The 20,286-nt window shown below is 68.8% G+C and carries 18 protein-coding genes; 4 read left to right on the top strand and 14 right to left on the bottom strand.

The features are described 5' to 3' along the window. Positions 1–6 precede the first annotated feature (6 nt). From KVF89_RS23865 to KVF89_RS23855, 3 genes are all read right to left on the bottom strand, one after another. Positions 7–1,482 (bottom strand): NAD-dependent succinate-semialdehyde dehydrogenase, encoded by a 1,476-nt coding sequence (locus KVF89_RS23865; RefSeq protein WP_257429221.1) that lies wholly within the window; start codon positions 1,480–1,482, stop codon positions 7–9. Between the two features lie 156 nt (positions 1,483–1,638). Next, the gene (locus tag KVF89_RS23860) at positions 1,639–3,252 is read right to left on the bottom strand and encodes a flavin-containing monooxygenase (RefSeq protein ID WP_257429220.1); all 1,614 of its coding nucleotides are present in this window, start codon (positions 3,250–3,252) and stop codon (positions 1,639–1,641) included. A gap of 41 nt (positions 3,253–3,293) precedes the next feature. Next, on the bottom strand, positions 3,294–4,193 hold the full coding sequence (locus KVF89_RS23855) for an alpha/beta hydrolase (RefSeq protein WP_257429219.1): 900 nt from the start codon (positions 4,191–4,193) through the stop codon (positions 3,294–3,296). Positions 4,194–4,477: 284 nt separating this feature from the next. Between KVF89_RS23855 and KVF89_RS23850 the strand changes: the two genes are divergently transcribed. Together KVF89_RS23850 and KVF89_RS23845 are read left to right on the top strand one after the other, a co-directional pair. After that, positions 4,478–5,560, top strand: a complete 1,083-nt coding sequence (locus tag KVF89_RS23850) for an alcohol dehydrogenase (protein WP_107767091.1) — start codon at positions 4,478–4,480, stop codon at positions 5,558–5,560. 17 nt (positions 5,561–5,577) lie between these two features. Continuing rightward, positions 5,578–7,425, top strand: coding sequence for a sigma-54-dependent Fis family transcriptional regulator (locus KVF89_RS23845; RefSeq protein ID WP_257429217.1), 1,848 nt, complete (start codon positions 5,578–5,580; stop codon positions 7,423–7,425). 645 nt (positions 7,426–8,070) lie between these two features. Here the strand turns inward: KVF89_RS23845 and KVF89_RS23840 are convergent. From KVF89_RS23840 to KVF89_RS23795, 10 genes are read right to left on the bottom strand one after another with little or no spacing between them, the layout of a single operon-like run. Next, positions 8,071–8,907 (bottom strand): HTD2 family dehydratase, encoded by an 837-nt coding sequence (locus KVF89_RS23840; RefSeq protein WP_257429216.1) that lies wholly within the window; start codon positions 8,905–8,907, stop codon positions 8,071–8,073. Continuing rightward, positions 8,907–9,734, bottom strand: coding sequence for an HpcH/HpaI aldolase/citrate lyase family protein (locus KVF89_RS23835; protein WP_257429214.1), 828 nt, complete (start codon positions 9,732–9,734; stop codon positions 8,907–8,909). Before KVF89_RS23835 ends, KVF89_RS23840 begins: the two co-directional genes overlap by 1 nt. Continuing rightward, positions 9,731–10,906 (bottom strand): acyl-CoA dehydrogenase family protein, encoded by a 1,176-nt coding sequence (locus KVF89_RS23830; protein WP_257429212.1) that lies wholly within the window; start codon positions 10,904–10,906, stop codon positions 9,731–9,733. The genes KVF89_RS23835 and KVF89_RS23830 overlap by 4 nt, the downstream gene beginning before the upstream one ends. 16 nt (positions 10,907–10,922) lie before the next feature. Continuing rightward, positions 10,923–11,381: a MaoC family dehydratase gene (locus KVF89_RS23825; RefSeq protein ID WP_257429211.1), complete on the bottom strand. Its 459-nt coding sequence runs from the start codon at positions 11,379–11,381 to the stop codon at positions 10,923–10,925. Further along, the gene (locus KVF89_RS23820) at positions 11,381–12,592 is read right to left on the bottom strand and encodes an acetyl-CoA C-acetyltransferase (protein WP_257429210.1); all 1,212 of its coding nucleotides are present in this window, start codon (positions 12,590–12,592) and stop codon (positions 11,381–11,383) included. Before KVF89_RS23820 ends, KVF89_RS23825 begins: the two co-directional genes overlap by 1 nt. A gap of 32 nt (positions 12,593–12,624) precedes the next feature. Beyond that, positions 12,625–13,365, bottom strand: a complete 741-nt coding sequence (gene fabG, locus KVF89_RS23815) for a 3-oxoacyl-ACP reductase FabG (RefSeq protein ID WP_257429208.1) — start codon at positions 13,363–13,365, stop codon at positions 12,625–12,627. After that, positions 13,365–14,579, bottom strand: coding sequence for a CoA transferase (locus KVF89_RS23810; protein WP_257429207.1), 1,215 nt, complete (start codon positions 14,577–14,579; stop codon positions 13,365–13,367). The genes fabG and KVF89_RS23810 overlap by 1 nt, the downstream gene beginning before the upstream one ends. After that, positions 14,576–15,331, bottom strand: a complete 756-nt coding sequence (locus tag KVF89_RS23805) for an enoyl-CoA hydratase/isomerase family protein (RefSeq protein WP_257429206.1) — start codon at positions 15,329–15,331, stop codon at positions 14,576–14,578. The genes KVF89_RS23810 and KVF89_RS23805 overlap by 4 nt, the downstream gene beginning before the upstream one ends. Next, a complete protein-coding gene (locus KVF89_RS23800; protein ID WP_257429204.1) occupies positions 15,324–16,472 on the bottom strand; it encodes an acyl-CoA dehydrogenase family protein in 1,149 nt (382 codons plus the stop codon). Before KVF89_RS23800 ends, KVF89_RS23805 begins: the two co-directional genes overlap by 8 nt. Positions 16,473–16,497: 25 nt before the next feature. Then, entirely contained in the window at positions 16,498–17,715 is a 1,218-nt protein-coding gene (locus KVF89_RS23795; protein ID WP_257429202.1) for a CaiB/BaiF CoA transferase family protein, read from the bottom strand. Between the two features lie 87 nt (positions 17,716–17,802). Here KVF89_RS23795 and KVF89_RS23790 point away from each other — a divergent pair, with 87 nt between their 5' ends. Further along, positions 17,803–18,714 (top strand): LysR family transcriptional regulator, encoded by a 912-nt coding sequence (locus KVF89_RS23790; protein ID WP_257429200.1) that lies wholly within the window; start codon positions 17,803–17,805, stop codon positions 18,712–18,714. 173 nt (positions 18,715–18,887) lie between these two features. Here the strand turns inward: KVF89_RS23790 and KVF89_RS23785 are convergent, their stop codons facing one another. Continuing rightward, complete coding sequence (locus KVF89_RS23785; RefSeq protein WP_257429198.1) at positions 18,888–19,187, bottom strand: Dabb family protein; 300 nt, start codon at positions 19,185–19,187, stop codon at positions 18,888–18,890. A 530-nt stretch (positions 19,188–19,717) separates the two neighbouring features. Here KVF89_RS23785 and KVF89_RS23780 point away from each other — a divergent pair. Then, entirely contained in the window at positions 19,718–20,242 is a 525-nt protein-coding gene (locus tag KVF89_RS23780) for a cupin domain-containing protein (protein ID WP_257429197.1), read from the top strand. The last annotated feature ends 44 nt before the right edge of the window (positions 20,243–20,286 follow it).

Below are 20,286 nucleotides of genomic sequence, written 5' to 3'. Positions count from 1 at the left end.
CGGCCCCTAATGCACGGTGAGCGCCACGTACTTGGTCTCGAGAAACTCCTCGAGCGCCGAGTGGCCGCCCTCACGGCCCAGGCCCGAGCTCTTCACGCCACCGAACGGTGCTGCGGGGTCCGCCATGATGCCGCGGTTGACCCCAACCATCCCGACGTCGAGTCGTTCGCTGATGCCGATCGCGCGTGAGAGGTCCCGTGTGAATAGGTAACCGGCCAGCCCATAGACGGTGTCGTTGGCGAACTCGATCGCCTCGTCGACCGAGTTGACGGTGAACAGCGGTGCCACCGGGGCGAACAATTCTTGACAGGAGAACTCCGGCGCCTTCTCCCGCATCCGCAGCACGGTGGGTTCGAAGAAGTAGCCGTCGCCACCGATCGGCTTGCCCCCGATCAGCAGTTCCGCCTTCTGGCCGACGATCGACTCCACGGTCTCGGCGGTGGCGTTGCGCTGGTTTTCGGAGATCATCGGTCCCACGTCCACGCCGTTGCGGTAGCCGGGGCCGACTACGAGGTTGCGGGTCTGATCGAGGAATCGTTCGGTGAACTCGTCTGCGATGGCTTGATGCAGGATGATCCGGTTGGCGGCGACGCAGGCCTGCCCGGCGTTGCGGAACTTGGCGGCGATGGCTTGTTCGACGGCGTTGTCGAGCTCGGCGTCGTCCAGGACGATGAAGGGGCCGTTTCCGCCGAGCTCGAGTTGGACGCTGGTGATGTTGCGGGCGCTTTGGCGCAGCATTAGCGAGCCCACCGCGACGGATCCGGTGAAGCTGACCTTGCGCAGTCGCTGGTCCTGCATGAGGCGTTCGGAGAGTTCGGCCGGACGCGTGGTGTGGACGAGGTTCATCACCCCGGCAGGAAGCCCCGCGTCGACCAGGGTCTGCATGAACAGGGCGGCGGTGAGCGGGGTCTGTTCCGCGGGCTTCATGATGGCCGTGCAGCCGGCCGCGAGTGCCGCGGCCGCCTTGCGAACGGGGATCAGGACGGGGAAGTTCCACGGCGAGACCAGGAGACTCGGTCCGACCGGCTGTGTGGTGGTGATGATCCGGAAGTCGCCGCGCGACGCCCGTGCGTAGGAACCATGTACGTGGGCCGCCTGTTCGGCCAGCCACTTGACGAAGTCGAGGGTGAGGGATACCTCGCCCGCCGCCTCTGCGCGGGGTTTCCCGGCCTCAAGCACCATCACGTCGATGAACGCCTCCGCGCGGTCGGTCAGCAGCTGATGGACCGTGTGCAGAAGGTCCGCGCGAACCCGAGGTGCGAAGTCCGCCCAGGAGCCCTGTGCGGCGTGGGCCGCGTCCAGCGCGTCCATCGCATGCCTCGCGCGACCGTCTGAGACGGCGGCGAACTCATCTCCGGTCGCGGGGTCGACCACGGCGAACGTATCGGCGAGGTCGACCCATTCACCGTTGATGTGGATGCCAGCATGCACAGTGTGGCGTCGTTCCGTGCCGGGAAACTGAATGGTGATCGTGCGGGACACGTGCTCTCTGCCTTTCCTGCGGGAGGGCGGTGGATGACGGCTTAGGCCGGTGACGATCGATTGGCGGCGCTGGCGCGCTCTGGCGGAATGCCCGCGTAACCGTTCGGGACTCCCTGGGCGCCCAGGCCAAGGAGGTCCCTCGGCCCGGGCCGCGCGTCAGGCCAAGGACGCCTCGCGCACTTTGTCGAACTCGAACCCGCGGAAGCCGTCGCTTTGGACGTCGGCGAGCTGGGCGCGGTAGTTGACGAGCCCACCCAGGAAGAACATGACCGCGCGCTTCTTGCCTGGGATGTTCGCCCCGAAGATCCACGAATCGGCCTTCGGGAAGAGGGTCATGTTGGCGATTTCGATGCAGGTGGCGGTCCAGCCGTCCTCGGCTTCCCGGGTCGGTTCGACGGTTCGCGCGCCGTTGCGCTCGGCGTGGCTGATCAGTTCGCTGATCCACTCGACCTGCGTCTCGATGCTCGGTGGCAGGTTGGTGAAGGGGCCGTTGGGTCCGAGGATCATGAACATGTTCGGGAAGCCGGCCTTGGACACGCCGAGATAGCTGGTCGGGCCGTCTTTCCAGTGCTCGTTGATGTGCTGCCCGCCGCGACCGCGCAGGTCGATAGCCCGGTAGTTGCCGTCGACCGCGTCGAAGCCGGTGGCGAGGACCAGGACGTCGAGCTCGTGCAGGACTCCGTCCGCGGTGCGCACGCCGGCTGGTGTGATCTCCTCGATGGGGTTCTCCTTGATCGAGACCAGCTCGACGTTGTCGCGGTTGAAGGTCTCGTAGTAGCCCTCGTTGCAGAGCGGGCGCTTGGCGTAGAGGTCGGTCGGGGTGAGCTTGCGCGCGGTCTCCGGGTCCTCGACGATTTCGGCGATCTTGGAGCGGATGAACTCCGCGGCCGCAGCGTTCGCCTCCGGGTTGGTGGCGATGTCGCAGAATGTGCCGAACATGAACCGGAAGCCGTTGCCCTTGTCCCAGTTCTCCTGGAACACCCGGCGCCGCTCCTCCTCCGAGACGCTCATGGCCTCCACGGCACTCTCCTCGAAGCCGAAGGCGACCACGGAGCCGCGGACCTGATCCCAGATCGCGTCGAAGTTCTGCTTTGTCTGTTCGACCTCGGCCCGGTCCACGGGGCCGTTGCCGGACGGCACGATGTACTGCGGGGAGCGCTGGAAGACGGTGAGGTGGCCGGCCATCTTGCCGGCGGCGACGATGAACTGGGTGCCGGTCGAGCCGGTGCCGACCACGCCGACGCGCTTGCCGGTGATGTCCAGGTCGTCGGGCCAGGCGTTGGTGTGAGTGATGACGCCCCGGAAGCTGTCGATGCCCGGGATGTCGGGGATGTTGGTCTTGGCGAGCAGACCCAGGGCGTTGACGACGTGACGGCTGGTGAACTGCGTGCCGTCAGCGGTGGTGACGGTCCACAGGTTGGTGTCCTCATCGAACACGGCGCCGGTGACCTCTGTGTTCAGCTGGATGTCGCTGCGCAGGTCGAAGCGGTCCACGACGTGGTTGAGGTAGGCCAGGATGTCGGGCTGGTCCAGATAGCGGGTGTGCCAGTCGTAGTCCTGCAGCAGGTCCTTGTCGAAGGAGTAGCGGTAGACGAAGCCCTCGGTGTCGGACTTGGCGCCCGGGTACTTGTTGAAGTACCAGGTGCCGCCGATACCGCCACCCTTCTCGAAGGCCTTCACGGAGAGGCCAAGCTCGTTGCGTAGCTTGTGGAGCATGTAGATGCCGCCGAATCCGGCGCCGATCACGATCGCATCATGGTGTGTGGTCATGGAGGTCGCTTCCTTCTGTTACGTGTGGGGCGGGTGGGTGGTCAGCGGCGGTACCAGGCGCCGACGCGGGCGAGTTCCGCGTCGGCCTCCGGGGCCCGGCCGGCAAGGATGGGGAAGACGTGCTGCATGCCGTCGACGACGGACAAGGTCACGTCGACCCCGGCTGCGGTGGCGCGGTCGGCGAGCCGGGTGGAGTTGTCCAGCAGCGTCTCCACCGATCCTGCGGTCAGGTAGAGCCGGGGGAAGCCGGTGTAGTCGGCGTACAGCGGGTTGGCGAGCGGGTCGTCGGGCTTGCTGGTCTCGCCGAGGAACATTCCCGACATCCCTTCCAGGATTTCGCGGCTCACCAAACCGTCGGTGGCTGCGTTGCTGACCAGGGTGTCCCCGGCGTGCTCCATATCGAGCCAGGGCGAGAACGCGACCACCGCACCGGGCAGCGCGGTGCCGTCCTCGCGGAGTTTGAGCACGGTGGAGATGGCCAGGTTGCCGCCGGCCGAGTCCCCGGCGGTGACGATGTTCCCCGACGCATAGCCCCTCTCCAGGAGCGCGCGGTAGACCGCGGTGGCGTCCTCGATCTGTGCGGGGAACGGGTGTTCTGGGGCTCGTCGGTAGTCGAGGACCAGGGCGATCGCGCCCATGGCCTTGGCCAGGTGCCCGGCGAGCTTGCGGTGGCTGGCCGCGGAGCCGACCGCGAAGCCTCCCCCGTGGGTGTAGAGGACCACCTTCGAGGTGTCGGCCTCGACCGGCAGCGCCCAGATGCCCTCGACCCCACCGAGAGTGTCGGACCGGTACGTGACACCTTCAGGCTCCAAGGTGGGCTGGTGCCACTCGTCGAAGAGGCTGCGCAGCATGGCGATGGACATCTGCGGGTCGGCCGCCATACGACCGGTCCAGTCGCGGTAGAGCGCCTCCAGGTAACTAGCCTCAGCGGAGATGGTCATTGCGTCGCCTTTCGCGTAAGAGTCCCAGGAGTGCCCTGGGCGACTGACATGCCTCAGTGTGTGACGGGCGCAACACCGATGGGTGTTCCGATATGAAACGCCGCGGCAATCACCTCGACACCTCCGCGCAACCGGGAATGCTCCGGGCGCCGCATCCAAGGGATCGCCGATTATTGCTTCACGGGTATCGATAGGGTCGCCATTGTGTATTGGACTTTCTGAATCCCGGGTGTGATCGTGGTCATATCGCCCGTGCGGGAGACAGCTCTTGGAGGTCGAGGACAATGAAGGCGTACGCAGTGCTCGAGGGCACCAAGGAGATCGCCGAGATCACCCTCCCGAGGCCCGCGCCGGTGGGTTCGGAGGTGGTGCTCCGTGTGCTGCACGCCGGCGTGTGTCATTCCGACACCCACCTGCTCGAGGGCGGTTACGACCTCGGCACCCAAGGCATGATGTTGCTGAAGGACCGCGGAGTTCCCTACCCGCTTGTGCTCGGCCACGAGGTCGTCGGCACGGTGGCACAGGTGGGTCCCGAGGCATCCCCCGAGCTCGTCGGACAGACGTTGCTCGTCTTCCCGTGGATCGGGTGCGGGGAGTGCTCGACATGCCGCGACGGTCACGACAACGCCTGCGGCAACGGCCGGATGCTCGGCGTGCAGTGCCACGGGGGCTACGCGGAGTACATCTCGGTGCCACACGAGAGGTACCTCGTCGACATCAGGGGACTCGACCCGGCTTGGGCAGCCACGCTCGCCTGTTCTGGGCTGAGTTCCTACAGCGCGGTCAACAAGGTGAGCCACGTGGACCCGGACGAGCCGGTCGTCATCATCGGTGCCGGCGGGTTGGGACTGACCGCCATCGCCATGCTCCAGGCGAGAGGGCATCGCCACACCATCGCGGTGGACCTGTCCGAGCCGAACCTCGAGATGGCCATGGAGATGGGCGCCACCAGGACCGTGCTCGCTGACTCCCCCGCCCTGGCCGCCGCCATCGTGGAGGCCGCTGGGGGCCCAGTCGCGGCGGTGATCGACTTCGTCAACGGGACCTCGACGGCCATCCACGGCTTCGATGCGCTGCGCAAGGGCGGCCTGCTCGTCCATGTCGGGCTCTTCGGCGGCGAGCTCACGATCCCCACCGTCCTGCTGCCGCTCAAGATGCTCACGCTCCAGGGCAGCTACGTCGGCAACCTTGCCGAGCTAGAAGAACTGGTCGATCTCGCCAAAGCTGGGACTGTGCCGCACATCCCCATCATCAGCGGTAGACTTGACGCAGGCGGGGTCGCCGACTCGCTCGCTCGACTGATCGAGCGGAAGGTGGCTGGACGGATTGTGTTGTCCGCGGACCAAGCGCCCGCCCCGGTGAGTTGAACCCCCGGAGGAATGCAATGGGGCAACTATCGGCGATCCCTAACCTAGACGACCTGCGGCAGGCCCGGGACTTGCTGTTGCGTCAAGGTCCGCAGCGATACAGCGAGGCGACCGGATCCGTACGGGACCCGATCCTGCGCAGTTGGCGGCGGGCCGCCAGCCAGGCGGTTCCTACCGAGAGGATCGCGCTCCACTACCTGGACCCGCGCGGGCGCTCGGAGCTGCTGTGCCGCTCCGCGGGTCCGGTGCTCGATCGGCTCCAGGAAGACCTCGACGGGCTCGGCGTCGCGATCTTCCTCAGCGACCACCAGGGCCGAATCTTGTCCCGCCGGGCCGGCAGCAGGGCCGAGCGCAACAAGTTAGACACCGCATGCGCCGCCGAGGGCTTCGACTTCTCCGAGCGCGCGGTCGGCACCAACGCGATCGGCACCGTATTGGAGGAGAAGTCCGCACTGTTCGTGCGCGGCGGTGAACACTTCAACGATCTGCTCGAGCCGTTGACCTGCGCGGGCGCACCCATTCGCATGGCCCACACCGGCCGTGTGGTCGGCTCCCTTGCGCTGACCTGCGCGGCCGAGACCACCAACCCGATGATGCTGACCCTCGCGGTGAACGCCGCGCGGCAGCTCGAACAGGTGATGGCCGACCTCGACGGCGGACGCAACCGGGCGCTGTTCGCCGCCCTGGCGCCCAGGTCTGGCCAGCATCGGGCGCCGATGGTGGTGCTGACCTCCGACGCGGTGCTGTCCAACACCGCCGGGCTGCAGTTCGTCACCCCCGAGCAGCACCCGCTGCTCTGGCAGGCCGTGAGCGGTCGATGCTGGAGCGCGGACCCGCAGACGATTGAGCTGGACCTGCCCGCCGGGCGCGTGCTCGCGGTGGCACATCGGATCACGGACCCGACCGGCGACGCCTTTCGGCTGGAGTTCCGCCACCAGTCTCATTCCCCCCCGGCGTCCCGCAGCGCTGACGCTGCACCCGCCGGGTCCCTGCATCCAGTGCCTGCGATCGATGACCGGTTGCAGTACACCGCCCAGCTGCCCGGCCCGATCGCCCTCGACGGCCCCCCCGGCACCGGGAAACACCACGTCGCCTTGCGGATTGCTGCGCTCGACCCGGACCGCCCCCTGCGCGACCTCGACCTCGCCGCCCGCGACCAGACCGACCGGAGGTGGTTCACCGAGGCCACGAACACCCTGACCAGCGGCGGCCAGGTGATCCTTCGTCACCTCGAGGATCTGCACGCCGGCGCGACCACCGAGCTCAAGGCACTCACCTGTATCGCCACCACCGCTCCGGATGGCACAGGAACCGGACCCGGCCGGCTGATTCTGGTTGCGAACCTCAAGCAAGCACCCGACGAGGTAGCCGAGCTTGTCCGGCACACCGCGACCATGGTGTGCCTGCCCGAGCTCGTCCACATGAAAGAGCACATCCCCGAGGTCGCCCGGGCCATTCTGGCCGGCCTGCCGGGCATCGCACCGAGCACCACCTTCTCATCCGCGGCCCGGCAGGCGCTGATGACGTTCTCCTGGCCGAGTAACTGCCGTCAACTGCGCCAAGCAATGGTCGAGGTCGCGGCCTCGAAGCCCGGCTGGCTGATCCAGTTGGAGCAGCTGCCCATCTGGCTTCGTGATGCGGCTCGGGGACGTCAGTTCAGCGGGTACGAGCGAGCGGAGCGCGACGCGATCCTAGCGGCGCTTGAGGAAGCCGGAGGCAACCGCTCCAAGGCTGCCGAGCTCTTGGGCATCGGGCGGACCACCTTGTACCGCAAGATCCGGTCACTCCACATCGAATGCCCTGAACAGATGGCCCCCTCCCACAACCCGTCGGCTGAGGGCGGCTTCGGGCTCAACGAGGGGTAGCCCCTGCCCTACCAGGCAGTCCGCGTCGGCCATCTGCCGCCGCACCGCGTGAAGCGCCCGATCGGTGTCGGGGCGACTTCACGCCGCGGCAGACGTACACCTGGCCGGCCACCAAGAGGACGCTGCCGTGCGGGTTGTGTCTTCGTCGCACGGGGGCCGGGGTCACCTCAGGCCCACGGAACGAAGTCACTGACCAGTGGCGGCGCGGTCTGCCTCTGGTGCGCTCTGGAGACAGCAGACCGGCCCTCACCGGCCGGGCAATGAAGCGCGCCCGCAGCGCGGGATGGCATCGCATTCTGGGCGTTCATCTCTGCGAGCCGGAACAAGGCTGCCCCAGTGCGGGGTGATGGTTTTGCCGACGGGTCTGCTGGCGCTGGGGTGTAGGCGATGCGGACATCGAAGGCCCGCAGCGCGGCTATACGGCCCGCGATGTTGAGCGGGACGGCCTCGACCCGTCGATGATCTGGTTAGCGCCCGCTGCCCAAGCCTGGGAGCGGTGTCAGGCGCGTCAGCTTCTCGACAGGAGGAGCCGAAATCTTCGGGTACACCGACGCTCCCTCAGGCCGCCGTGGGAGGTAGTTCTGGGCAGTTGTCAGTTGGTCGGTCTGTCACAGCAGAGTCCTGTTCGTATCTTCCTCCGGCCTGTCAGACCGGTCGGTGCGCTGGCTCGTCGATGGGGGAGATGGTGGCGGCGGCGGTGACGTTGCCGAACGTGTCGAGCATCCGGGAGCCGTGTTCGAGACCGTCGGGAGCCGGCACGGCTGTCAACCGTTGCGGCCCCACGGCTGGCGCCTTGAGGCGATAGGCGAACTCCCGACCGATCATTCCGTCGCCGTGCCGGCGGTGCAGCTCGCCCATCAGGAGCGCCTGCAGGGGGCCGTGGATGACCAGCCCCGGGTAGCCCTCGTGGTGGGCCCAGCCTAGGTCGTAGTGGATCCGGTGGGCGTTGTAGGTGAGGGCGGAGAAGCGGAACAAGAAGGTCTCGTCGGCGACCAGCCGGATCACCGGCTCGGCTTCGACGGCTGGTCCGGGATGGTTGAGGGTGCCGGGGGTGAGGTCAAGGCGGCTGCCGGCGTCGCGGTAGACGATGTCGTTCTCCTCGACGATGCAGACCTCGCCGGCCTGCACGTAGGTGTGCCGGATCTTCACGAAGGTGAGCGCGCCGGTGCGGCCTTCCTTGACCACAGTGCCGAGCACCTGGGTGGTCCGCTCGCAGGCCTCGCCGGTGCGGAGTAGCTGGTAGGTCCGGACCCGGCCGCCCGCGAACATCCGCTTTCGACCAGGCCCAGGAGGCGCCGGGATGCCGTTGGAAGGGTGACCGTCGGGCCCGAGATCGCGTTGAGCGGGCGCGTTCAGCAGCTGGGTCCAGTGCCACAGTTCCGGGAGCGTGCTGCCGAGGGGATCTTCGAGGTCCAGTAGTGCGGCGAGCGCCTCCTGCTGCGCGACGGTGATCAGGCCGCGACGTACTGCCGTCTCGGTCATCAGGTGTGCTCCGCGCGGGTCAGGATCGAGCGAGCCCGAGCCAGCACCGGGGCGTCGACCATCGCGCCGTCCACGACGCTGACACCGCCGGCTGCGGCCGTCAGTACCCGCCGGGCCCAGTCCGTCTCCTGGGCCGAGGGCGCGAAGGCGGCAGCGACCGGGTGAATCTGGGCCGGGTGGATGCACAGCTTGCCACCGAAGCCGCTGCGCCTGGCAGCGGATGCGTCGGCGGCGACTAGCTCCTCGCCTCGGACACTTGCGGTGACGCCGTCCACGGGAGGGGCGCTGCCGGCAGTGCGGGCTGCGAGTACAAGCTCGTGGCGGCAGTGTGCGATGAGCGGTCCGTCGGGGTCGGCGTCGAGGTCGGCGGCCAAGTCGAGGTGACCGATCCCGAGCCGAACCACCCCTTCGACTGCGGCCAGCTCGGCCGCGGCGCGGATCCCGCGGGCGGTCTCGACCAGCGCCATCACCGGGATACCGGGGAGCGCCTCGGCGACCGTGGCCAACGACTCGGGAGTCTCGGCCATGGGCACGAGGACGCCGCCGAGGTCTGCGCCGACCGCCGCGAGCGCCGCCAGGTCGGCGAGGTGGGAAGCGGTACCTGGCGCGTTGACCCGGACCGCGGCGGAGTGGCCTTCGGCCAGCCAGTTGATAACCGCGCTCCGGGCAGCCTGCTTGGCGTCGGTGGGCACGGCGTCCTCCAGGTCGCAGACCACCACATCGGCTCCGGCGCTTGCGGCCTTGGGGAACCGCTGGGGCTGGTTGCCGGGTACGAAGAGCAGCGTCACCGCCGAGGCGAGGTCGACGCTCCCACCGGACGTGCTCATGGGGCGACCGAGTTGCGCTGGACCAGCTGCTTGGCGATGACGTTGCGCTGGATCTCGTTGGTGCCCTCGCCGACGATCATCAGCGGCGCGTCGCGGAAGTACCGCTCGACGTCGAACTCGGTGGAGTAACCCATCCCGCCGTGGATGCGGATCGCGTCGAGGGCGATCTCCATCCCCACCTCGGAGGCGAACAACTTCGCCATCCCGGCCTCCATGTCGGCGCGCCTGCCCGAGTCGTAGACCTGTGCGGCGTGCAGGGTGAGCTGCCGGGCCGCGGTCAGCTTGGTGGCCATGTTGGCCAGGTAGTGCCCGATCGACTGGTGCTGCCAGATCGGCACCCCGAAGGACTCCCGTTCCTGGGCGTAGGCCAGCGCGTCCTCCAGCGCGGCCCGGGCGACACCGAGCGCCCGGGCCGCGACCTGGAGGCGGCCGACCTCGAGTCCGCGCATCATCTGGGCGAAGCCCTGCCCCTCGACGCCGCCGAGCACCGCGTCACCGGGGACGACCATGTCCTCGAACACCAGCTCACAGCTCTCCACACCCTTGTAGCCCAGCTTGGGCAGGTCGCGGGAAATGGTCAGCCGGTCACCGACCTCCTCCTTGTCGACCAGCAGGATCGAGACCCCCTTGTGGGCCGGGGAGGCGTCGGGGTCGGTCTTGCAGAGCAGCGCGATCAGGCCGGAGCGTCGGGCGTTGGAGATCCAGGTCTTCGAGCCGTTGACCCGGTAGGAGGAGCCGTCGGGGCGGGCTGTGGTGCGCATGTTCTGCAGGTCCGAGCCGCCGCCGGGCTCGGTGAGCGCCATGGTGGCGCGGAGCTCACCTGTGGCCATCCGCTTGAGGTACTTCTCTTTCTGCCCGGCCGTGCCGTAGTCCTGGAGCAGCTTGGCGACCACGGTGTGGCCGCCCATGGCGCCGGCCAGACTCATCCAGCCGCGGGCCAGCTCCTCGGTGACCAGCACGTAGCAGGCCGTGGAGACCTTCCCGTCGCCCCAGGGCTCGTCGATGGCGAGCCCGTAGACGCCGAGCTTCTTCATCTTCTCGATCTGCTGCTCGGGGTAGGTGTTGGCGTGCTCGAGCTCCTGGACGGTCGGTTTGACGTCCTTGTCCACGAAGCGGCGGACCAGCGCGACGATCTCGCGCTCCTCCTCGGGCAGGTCTTCCAGGTTCGTCATGGCGTGGTTCCTCTGGTCAGGGGGTGACGAGGGTGAGCCGCTCGGCCACGCAGGCCGGGCGTTCCTTGCCCTCGATTTCGATGGTGTACGTCGTGGTCAGCTGGAGACCGGCTCCGGTCTCCCGGATCTCGTCCAGGGTCACCTGGGCCCGGATCCGGCTGCCGACCGGGACCGGCGCGGGGAACCGGACCTTGTTGAGGCCGTAGTTGAGCCTCGAGGACCCGAAGCCGAGTTCGTAGAGCTCCGCACCGAGGGGCACGGTGAGCGCCAGGGTGAGGAACCCGTGGGCGATGGTGCCGCCGAACGGGCTCTGTTTGGCGCGCTCGGTGTCGACGTGGATCCACTGGTGGTCGTCGGTGACCTTGGCGAAGCCGTCGACGCGCTCCTGATCCACGGTCAGCCAGTCGGTGACGCCGAGCTGCTGTCCGAGCAGGCCGTTCAGCTCCTCGGCGGTAGCGATGACTCGGGCGCCCATCAGGAGACCCGCTCGAAGATGGCAGCCAGGCCCTGACCTCCGCCGATGCACATGGTGGCCAGCCCGTACCGGCCCTCACGCCGGGTGAGCTCGCGCGCCAGCGTGCCGACCATCCGGGTGCCGGTGGCGCCGACCGGGTGGCCCAGGGAGATGCCGGAGCCGTGGATGTTGGTCCGCTCGTGGTCGGCTTCGGTGAACTTCCACTCCCGCATCACCGCCAGGGCCTGCGCGGCGAACGCCTCGTTGAGCTCGATCACGTCGATCTCGGCCATCGTCAGGCCGGCCTGTTCAAGTGCGCGGGCGGTGGCGGGGACGGGGCCGATGCCCATCGTCTTCGGCGGTACGCCGGCGACGGCCCAACTGACCAGCCGCACCAGGGGCGTGAGGCCGTGCTGCTCGGCGGCGTCACCGCTGGCGACCAGGCAGAGCGCGGCGGCGTCGTTCTGGCCGCTGGCGTTACCGGCGGTCACGGTGGCCTCCGGGTCGACCTTGCCGAGGATCGGCCGCAGCGCGGCGAGCTTCTCCAGGGAGGCGTCGGCGCGGGGGTGCTCGTCGGTGTCGACGACGATCTCGCCCTTCCGGCTGCCGATGATGACGGGGATGATCTCCTCGGCGAAGACACCGGACCGCTGGGCGGCGACGGCGCGCTGGTGGGAGGAGAGGGCGAGCCGGTCCTGCTCCTCGCGCGAGATCCGGTACTCCTTGCGGAGGTTCTCCGCGGTCTCGATCATCCCGCCGGGCACCGGGTAGTGCTTACCGCCGGCGGTCTCGCGGGCCCGGACCAGACCGTCGTGCATCCGCATGCCGCTGCGCGCGGCGCCCCAGCGGGCGTCGAGGGTGTAGAACATCGCGTTGCTCATCGACTCCACCCCGCCGGAGACCAGTACGTTGTTGGCGCCGGATCCGACCTGGAGGACGCCCTGGATCACCGATTGCAGGCCGGAGCCGCACCGGCGGTCGATGTGCATGCCGCCGGTGGTGACCGGCAGGCCGGCGTCGAGCGCCACGACCCGGCCGATCGCGGGTGCCTCGCTGTTTGCGTTGCAGTGGCCGAGGATGACGTCCTCGATCACCTCGGGGTCGATCCCGGTCCGCTCCACCAGGCCGCGGAGGGCTTGGGCGCCGAGCTCGGCGGCGGTGAGGGGGCGCAGGCTGCCGCCGTACCCTCCGACGGGAGTCCGGACGGGCTCGCAGATGACGACATCACGCATGGCTTGCTCCAGGGGTTTGAGGGGGCGTGGGGTCACATGAACCGGCCGCCGGTGACTTCGAGCACCGTGCCGGTCATGTAGGACGACAGCGGCGAGGCGAGGAAGAGGGCGACTCCGGCGACCTCGTCGGGCTCGCCGGGGCGTTGCATCGGGATTTCGGCCATCTTCTGGTCCCATGCCTTCTGCGGCATCGCCTCGGTCATCGCCGAGCGGATCAGGCCGGGCTGGATCGCGTTCACCCGTACGCCGTGGTGGGCCATCTCCTTGGCGGCGGCCTTGGTGAGGCCGACGATGCCGGCCTTGGCTGCGGAGTAGTTCGTCTGGCCGACCATGCCGACCTTGCCGGAGAGCGAGGAGATGTTCACGATCGCCCCGGACTTCTGCTCCCGCATGATCGCCGAAGCCAGCCGGGTGCCGTTCCAGCAGCCCTTGAGGTGTACCGCGATGACCTGGTCGAAGTCGTCCTCGGTCATCGTCCGCATGGTGGCGTCGCGGGTGATGCCCGCGTTGTTGACCACCACGTCCAGGGAGCCGAACCGCTCCACCGAGGTGTCCAGCAGCCGCTGCACCGCCGAGGCGTCGACCACGTCGCACTCCACACCGACCGCGACATCCTCACCGCCCAGCGAGGCGGCGGCCTCCTTCGCCTTCGCGCCGTCCAGGTCACCGAGCACCACGCGGGCGCCCTCGGCGACGAACGCCCTGGCCATGGCCAGGCCGAGGCTCTGGCCGCCGCCGGTGATCACGGCGGTCTTGTTCTCGAGCAGGACCATCAGGCACTCCTGGTGTCAGGGCGGGTGGTTGCGCCGATGTCGATGACACCGGCGTGGGCGAGTCGGGTGATCTCCTCGGCGGTGAGGCCGAGGTCGGCGAGGACCCAGTGGGTGTGCTCCCCGGGCGCGGGGGCTCGTTCGACGGGGCCATGGCTGCCGTCGACGGCCAGCGGGCCGGCCGGGGCCAGGTGCGGGCCGACGCCGGGCTGGTCGAGCTCGGTGAAGAGCGGTCGGTCGGCGAGGTCGGCGGCGACCTGATCGAAGGTCCGATACACGGCGAGGAGGATCCGGGTGCCCTCGAGGGCCGCGCCGACGTCGGGCAACGTCCTGGCGGCGAACCAGGGCTCCAGCAGGGCGCTGATCAGGGCGCGGTGCTGGTAGCGGACGCACTCGAGCGAGAAGTCGGCGTCCAAGGTGTTCTGCAGCGCCGCGATGGTATCGGTGAGCCCGGTGACCTCGAGCAGGCTGCGCCAGTGGCGGTCGGTGAGGATGACCAGCATGATCCGTCGGCCGTCGGCGAGCTGGAAGTCGCGGCCGTAGGTGCCGTACACGTGATTGCCGTCGGGGCCGCGGTCGATGCCGCGGGTCTGGGCCTCGGTGAGGAGCCCAAGCGTGCCGGCGGTGGAGAGTGCGACGTCCTCCAGCGCCAGGGTGATGGTGGCACCCTCGCCGGTCTGCTGGCGGCGGTGGACGGCTGCCAGCAGCCCGGTGGCCAGGTAGAGGCCGGCGGCGATGTCCCAGGCGGGGAGGACCTGGTTGACCGGTGTCCCGCCGCTGCCGGGGCCGGTGACCAGGGGGAACCCGGTCTCGGCCTGGACGGTGTAGTCGACGGCGGGGCCACCGTCGGGGGTGCCGCTGAGCCGGACATGGATGAGGTCCGGTCGGCGCTCGCGGAGCGCCTCGGTGGCTAGGGGTCCGCGGTGGGCGCCGTTGGTGACCACGATGCCGGCGTCGACGGCGAGGTCGGCGGCGAGGGCGGCACCGTCGGGAGTGCGGAGGTCGACTGCGATCGCCTGCTTGCCCTTGTTCAGGCCCGCCCAGTACATCGAGGTGCCGGTCTCCGAGAGCGGCAGCCGGGTTCGGTCGGGCGCACCACCGGGCGGTTCGAGGCGGACCACGTCGGCGCCGAGCTGGTGGAGCACCAGCCCGCACAGCGGGGTGGCGACGTAGCTGGAGAGCTCCAGGATTCGCAAACCCTTCAACGGCGCGGTCATCGAGTTCCCTCCACACAGGCGGGGCGGCGGGCCAGGAAGGCGGCCTGTGCGGCGCTCAACTCCAGATCCTTGAGCAGCTCGGTCTGGGCGGCGTTGTCGGCGGTGACGGCGGCGTCGAGCTCGGCCGGCAGGTCGGCGATCAGTTGGCGGGTGGGCGCCAGGCCGAGGGCCATCCCGGTGACCCGTTCCCTAGCTCTCGCGCCGTCCGTGAGGTGGTCGGCCCGGCGCCGGTCGCGGCCCTGCTGGGGGCCGAAGGTTTCGGGGGTGACCAGGAGCCGGCGGGTGCGGGCCCAACCGATCCGGCGGGTGAGCGACCACGTGAAGCCGATGTCGGCGGTGAGGCCGAGCTTGACGAAGGCGGCGGCGAACCACGCGGACCGGACACTGAGCACCAGGTATCGCGACGAGGCCAGGCCCACGCCGAGGCGGGAGGCGCCGCCCTCGACGGCAGCGATGATCACCTGCCGGCCGCGGACCATCGCCGTCACCAGGGCGGTGAGGCTCGTGTACCGGTTCGCGAGGCCGGCCGGCGCGACGCGTATTCCGGCGATGGTGCCGCCGGCGCAGAAGTCCGGACCGGTTCCGGCTAGCAGCCCCACCGGAACCGCCGGGTCGGCGGCGCCGCCCTCAAGACGCGCCGTCAGGTGGTGCTGGTCCGCCGAGTCGAGGGCGTTGCCGACGCCCGGTCGGTCGATGACCAGCTCGAGGACCGCGCCGTTGATGAGCCGGAGGCCGTCGTACGGGTCAATCACGTGCGGCCCGCACCATCTGCTTGGCGATGATCAGCCGTTGGATCTCGCTGGTGCCCTCGTAGAGGCGGAACAGGCGGGCGTCGCGGTAGAACCGCTCGACGGCGACTTCCCGCATGTAGCCCATGCCGCCGTGGATCTGGACGGCCCGGTCGGCGACCCGGTCGACCATCTCGGTGCAGAAGAGCTTGGCGGCCGATGGTGCCTGCCAGCGGTCGGCGTCGGCGTCGTACGCTCTGGCGGCTTCGGCGACCATCGCCTTGGCGGCGTAGTGCTCGGTCCAGGAGTCGGCGAGCATCGCTTGGACGAGCTGGAAGTCGGCGATCGGGGTGCCGCCCTGGCGGGTGCTGACCGCGTACGTGACGGACTCCTTGATCAACCGCTCGGCAAGGCCGGTGCACAGGGCGGCGATGTGCAGGCGGCCCTTGGCCAGCGACCGCATCGCCGCGGAGAACCCGGCCCCCTCCTCGCCGCCGATGAGGCAGTCGAGCGGGATGCGGACCTCGTCGAACGCGACCTCGGCGGTGTGCGCGCCGCGCTGGCCCATCTTGTCGTCGGAGGGGCCGACGGTGACGCCGACCAGGGTGGCGTCGATGGCGAAGACGCTGATCCCCTTGGTGCCGTCGGAGACGTCGCCGGTGCGGGCGAAGACCATGAACACATCCGCCTCGGGGGCGTTGGTGATGAACCGCTTCTGGCCGGTGATCAGGTAGGAGTCGCCGTCCCGCACGGCCCGGGTGCGTAAGCCGCTGGGGTCGGAGCCGGCCTCTGGTTCGGTGAGCGCGAAGGAGGCGATCCTCTCGCCGGCGGCGAGGTCGGGGAGGTACCGCTTCTTCTGCTCATCGGTGCCGAAGTTGACCAGCACCTGGCCCGCGATGCCGTTGTTGGTGCCGAACATGGACCGGAACGCGGGGGTGGTGCCGCCGATCACCTGGGCCAGCTGCACCTCCTCGGACATGGTCAGGCCGAGCCCGCCGTACTCCTCAGGCAAGGCGTAGCCGAACAGCCCCATCCGGGCAGCCCCGGTGCGGATCCGGTCAGGGATCTCGTCGGACTCCTCGATCTCCGTCTCGGCGGGGATGACCTCCTTGGCGACGAAGGTCTCGACGGCCTCCAGGACTGCGGTGAATTCCTCGGGCTCCATTGGTTCCTCTTCCTCGGGGTTGTTCTCAGCCGACGACCAGGTCGTGCCGGAGGCGGGCGATCTCCTCGGCGCCGATGCCCAGGCGGGTCAGGACCGTGTCGGTGTGCTGACCGAGGGCGGGTACGTCGCCCATGGCCAACTCGGTGTCGCTGAAGGTCATCGGCGGCAGCACCGCCTGGATCCGGCCAGCCTCGGTGCCGATCTCGCGCCAGCGGTCGCGGGCGGAGAGCTGTGGGTGGGCGACCAGGCCGGCCATGTCGTTGAGCTGGGCGGCCGGGACGCCAGCGTCGGCCAGCCTCTGCTCGAGCTCGGCCGTCCCCCAGCCGCGGGTGCGCTGAGCGACTGCCCCGTCGATCTCCTGGCGGTGCCTGACCCGGAGCTGGTTCGTGGCGAACCGGGGGTCCTCGGCGAGCTCGTCGTCGCCGAGCACCTTGCGGCAGAGCAGGTCCCAGCCGCGGTCGTTCTGCACGCCGATGAGGACCTGACCGTCGCGGGTCGGGTAGGCATCATACGGCGCGATGGCGGCGTGGCTCAGCCCCATCCGAGGGAGTTGGTGGCCGGCGTACATCTGGACGTACATCGGGTGGCCGAGCCATTCGACGGTAGCGTCGAACAGCGAGACGTCGACGACCGCTCCGGCCCCGGTGCGCTCGCGGCGGAACAGGCCAGCGAGAACGCTGGTCAGCGCGTAGAGCGCGGCGGCGATGTCGGCTGTGGGGATGCCGGTCTTGGTGGGGGTCTCGGGGGTGCCGGTGATCGAGATCAACCCGGTCTCGGCCTGGACCAGCATGTCGTAGGCCTTCCGCTGGGCTTTGGGGCCTGCGGTGCCGTAGCCGGACAGGTTGACCACCACCAGCCGCGGGTGGGCGGCACGCAGGAGCTCCGCGCCGAGGCCGAGCCGCTCGGCGGCGCCCGGAGCGAGGTTCTGGACGAAGACGTCGGCGGTGCCGATCAGTTCGGTGACCAGCTCCCGACCGCGGGCCGTCTTGAGGTCGAGGGCGACCGACCGCTTGCCGCGATTGAGCCAGACAAAGTGCGAGGCAATGCCGTTCACGTAGGAGTCATAGGCCCGCGCGAAGTCACCTTCCCCGACGCGCTCGACCTTGATCACCTCGGCACCGAGATCGGCGAGGTGGCGGGTTGCCAAAGGGGCGGCGACGGCCTGCTCGATCGCGACGACGCGGATCCCGGCGAGGGGCAGCCCGGCCTGCTCGCCCGGCGACTGCGGGACTTCGAAGCTCATACCGTGATGGTCGCAACCTTGTTCTATACTAGCAACGTCTAAGTCGGTATGGCATTGATGCTGGCCTGCAATCAATTTCGGTGAGGCATGATGGATCTGCACCACATCACCGCGTTCCTCGCGGTCGCCGAGGAGCTGCACTTCGGGCGGGCAGCCGCCCGGCTCCACATGGCCCAGCCCCCGCTGAGCCGGACCATTCAGCAGCTGGAGCGGCGGCTCGGCACCACGCTCTTCGACAGGACCACGCGGACGGTGCGGCTCACTCCCCAAGGCCAGGCGCTGGTGGAGCCGGCGCGGCGGATCGTGGAGTCGTTCGCCTACGCCCAGCGAGCGGTGGCCTACGCCGGGCGCGGCGAGATCGGCCGGGTGGCGATCGGCTTTGCCGGCCCCTCCTCCCACTCACTGATCAGCGCGCTGGCGCAGACGGTGCGGCGGGTGCAGCCGGGCATCGAGCTGGCGCTGAGCTCGACGCTCTACGGCGGCGAGGCGCTCAGCAGGTTGTCCCAGGGCGACCTCGACCTGGCCATCGTTCGCTACGACTCAACATCCCCGGCGATGCAATCGCGGGTGGTGCGCGTCAACCATTACGTGATCGTGGTGTCGGAGTCCCACCCATTGGCCGAGCGCGAGTCGGTACGGATGGATGAACTGGCTGACGAACACTGGATCCTGCTCGAGGCGTCGCGGGGGTCGTCACTGCGGGAGACCACGCTGCAGAAAGCGAGCGATGCCGGCTTCGCGCCCAACATCGCCCAGCAGGCGCCGGACACGTGGACGATCATGGCGCTGGTCGCGGCCGGGGTGGGCATCACCCTTACCATCGACACCGCCTTCACCAACGTCACCACCACCGGGCTGTCGGTGATCCCGCTGGACCATGGCCAGGAGGTCGCGGTGAGCCGGCTGGTCTGGCGCGCCGACGACGACTCCCCCGCGCTCCGCCGGGTACTCGAGCTCTCCGAGACTGCGCTGCCGACCCCGGAAGGGTACGCCGAGTAGCCACATGTTTGGCACCGAATGGGTGCTGCCCGTCCGGATTGATCGTCACCGTCGCGACGCGGCTCTTCGGGTAAACAAGATACGATCGGCCAGAAACGATGCCCACCCCCGCCGCCACGAGCACCTCTCGGTCGAGCCAGGCTGCGCCTGGTCAGCCTTCCCCGATCATGATTTCAGTCCTCCGCCAGGAACTGTGTGCTGTGGAACGACTGCGCCAACGGGATGAGATGGTCGCGCGCGAGGGCCTGATGAGCCGGGTGCTCAAGGTAGGCGTAGAACGCCTCGGCGTCGGCGAACTCTGAGACCAGCGCGTAGTCAGCGTTCGTCGGCCTTTCGCCGAGATCGCGACCGTGGCGGGTCCGGCGGATCAGCTCGATCTGAGCTGGCAGGGCCGCCAGCGCCGCGTCGAACGCCGCCACTTGTTCTGTTGTCGCGGCGTCCTTGAACCTGACGGTCACGCAATGGATCAACATCGGCCTTCTCCTAGGTGTGGCGGGTTGAATCGTCGAGGACGTTGTCGACACCCGAGACGACGAAATCTTTGCAAAGGACGGCCTTCGGGCAACCACAACACCCGTGGGTAAGCATCGAGCATCGAGCATCGAGCATCGAGCAGCGAGCAGCGATCCATCCAGAACTAACCGCAACACACTCGCAGGTCAAACAGTGGCCAGATTCTCGTCTCGGCGACTGGCAGGGCAACGATCACGGGCACCGGACTACACCGCCACTCCAGGACCGACGCCCGCGACGACCTCGATCACCGGCAGGAGGCCGAGGCCCCCCAAAGGGGGCGAACCGGTCGATTCAAGCGCCGCAAGGACGCCGAGCTGACGGCTCGCTTGGGGCTTGGGGCGTCCACGAGCGCTGCGCGGCAGATCGCGTCACAGCTCTGCCCCCGAGTGCCTCGAAGTGATACACGGAATAGTTCGGGATGTTCCCTACCCTCGGGCTCCAGGCGTGGCCAACCGGTGCCCCGCCGCGATCCGGAGGAGCCAGTGGTATGACCGCAGTTGACATCACCTGCGTCGTGACCGACGTGAACGCTGACGGGAAGGCCGTGTTCAGCTCGGTCGGAGCACCGCGCAGCGCCGAGGCGGGCGGGATGAACATCTACAACGTGTGGGGTACCCCCGACGACGGTTCGGTGACCGTCGGCCGCGGCGGAACTGTCGAGCCTGTGCTGTTCCCGTTCTTCCCGGACGGGAACGGCACCCGTTTCTGCGTAGTTCACTTCCCGCCGGCGTCGGAGGCCGACCACGGCGAGGAAGGAGCCGACCCGGAAACTACCCAGCCGGGCCTGATCGGTGCGTTCGAGGCCGATAACCCCGGCATGCACATCACCGACTCGATTGACTACGGCGTCTGCCTGTCGGGTGAGATCTACCTCGAGCTAGACGACGATGCGGAGCAGCGGATCACGCCTGGAACCGTGGTCGTGCAGAGGGGAACCCGGCACGCATGGCGCAATCGAGGTACGGAGGTCTGCACCATGGTGTACGTCCTGTGCGGCGCGAAGCGGGCTTGAGCCGCCAGACCAAGTACGTGGCGCTCACCGTGCATTAGGGGCCT

This window comes from Nocardioides carbamazepini, assembly GCF_024614185.1.
In the GTDB taxonomy this organism is placed as follows: domain Bacteria; phylum Actinomycetota; class Actinomycetes; order Propionibacteriales; family Nocardioidaceae; genus Nocardioides; species Nocardioides carbamazepini.
Note: the sequence above shows the minus strand (reverse complement) of the source record. Positions and strands in the feature narration are given on the sequence as shown.

Excerpts from the sequence above, each read along its gene's own strand:
- KVF89_RS23860 (WP_257429220.1), bottom strand. The coding sequence starts at position 3,252 with ATGACCACACACCATGATGCGATCGTGATCGGCGCCGGATTCGGCGGC.
- KVF89_RS23855 (WP_257429219.1), bottom strand. The coding sequence starts at position 4,193 with ATGACCATCTCCGCTGAGGCTAGTTACCTGGAGGCGCTCTACCGCGAC.
- KVF89_RS23850 (WP_107767091.1), top strand. The coding sequence starts at position 4,478 with ATGAAGGCGTACGCAGTGCTCGAGGGCACCAAGGAGATCGCCGAGATC.
- KVF89_RS23845 (WP_257429217.1), top strand. The coding sequence starts at position 5,578 with ATGGGGCAACTATCGGCGATCCCTAACCTAGACGACCTGCGGCAGGCC.
- KVF89_RS23840 (WP_257429216.1), bottom strand. The coding sequence starts at position 8,907 with ATGACCGAGACGGCAGTACGTCGCGGCCTGATCACCGTCGCGCAGCAG.
- KVF89_RS23835 (WP_257429214.1), bottom strand. The coding sequence starts at position 9,734 with ATGAGCACGTCCGGTGGGAGCGTCGACCTCGCCTCGGCGGTGACGCTG.
- KVF89_RS23830 (WP_257429212.1), bottom strand. The coding sequence starts at position 10,906 with ATGACGAACCTGGAAGACCTGCCCGAGGAGGAGCGCGAGATCGTCGCG.
- KVF89_RS23825 (WP_257429211.1), bottom strand. The coding sequence starts at position 11,381 with ATGGGCGCCCGAGTCATCGCTACCGCCGAGGAGCTGAACGGCCTGCTC.
- KVF89_RS23820 (WP_257429210.1), bottom strand. The coding sequence starts at position 12,592 with ATGCGTGATGTCGTCATCTGCGAGCCCGTCCGGACTCCCGTCGGAGGG.
- fabG (WP_257429208.1), bottom strand. The coding sequence starts at position 13,365 with ATGGTCCTGCTCGAGAACAAGACCGCCGTGATCACCGGCGGCGGCCAG.
- KVF89_RS23810 (WP_257429207.1), bottom strand. The coding sequence starts at position 14,579 with ATGACCGCGCCGTTGAAGGGTTTGCGAATCCTGGAGCTCTCCAGCTAC.
- KVF89_RS23800 (WP_257429204.1), bottom strand. The coding sequence starts at position 16,472 with ATGGAGCCCGAGGAATTCACCGCAGTCCTGGAGGCCGTCGAGACCTTC.
- KVF89_RS23795 (WP_257429202.1), bottom strand. The coding sequence starts at position 17,715 with ATGAGCTTCGAAGTCCCGCAGTCGCCGGGCGAGCAGGCCGGGCTGCCC.
- KVF89_RS23790 (WP_257429200.1), top strand. The coding sequence starts at position 17,803 with ATGATGGATCTGCACCACATCACCGCGTTCCTCGCGGTCGCCGAGGAG.
- KVF89_RS23785 (WP_257429198.1), bottom strand. The coding sequence starts at position 19,187 with ATGTTGATCCATTGCGTGACCGTCAGGTTCAAGGACGCCGCGACAACA.
- KVF89_RS23780 (WP_257429197.1), top strand. The coding sequence starts at position 19,718 with ATGACCGCAGTTGACATCACCTGCGTCGTGACCGACGTGAACGCTGAC.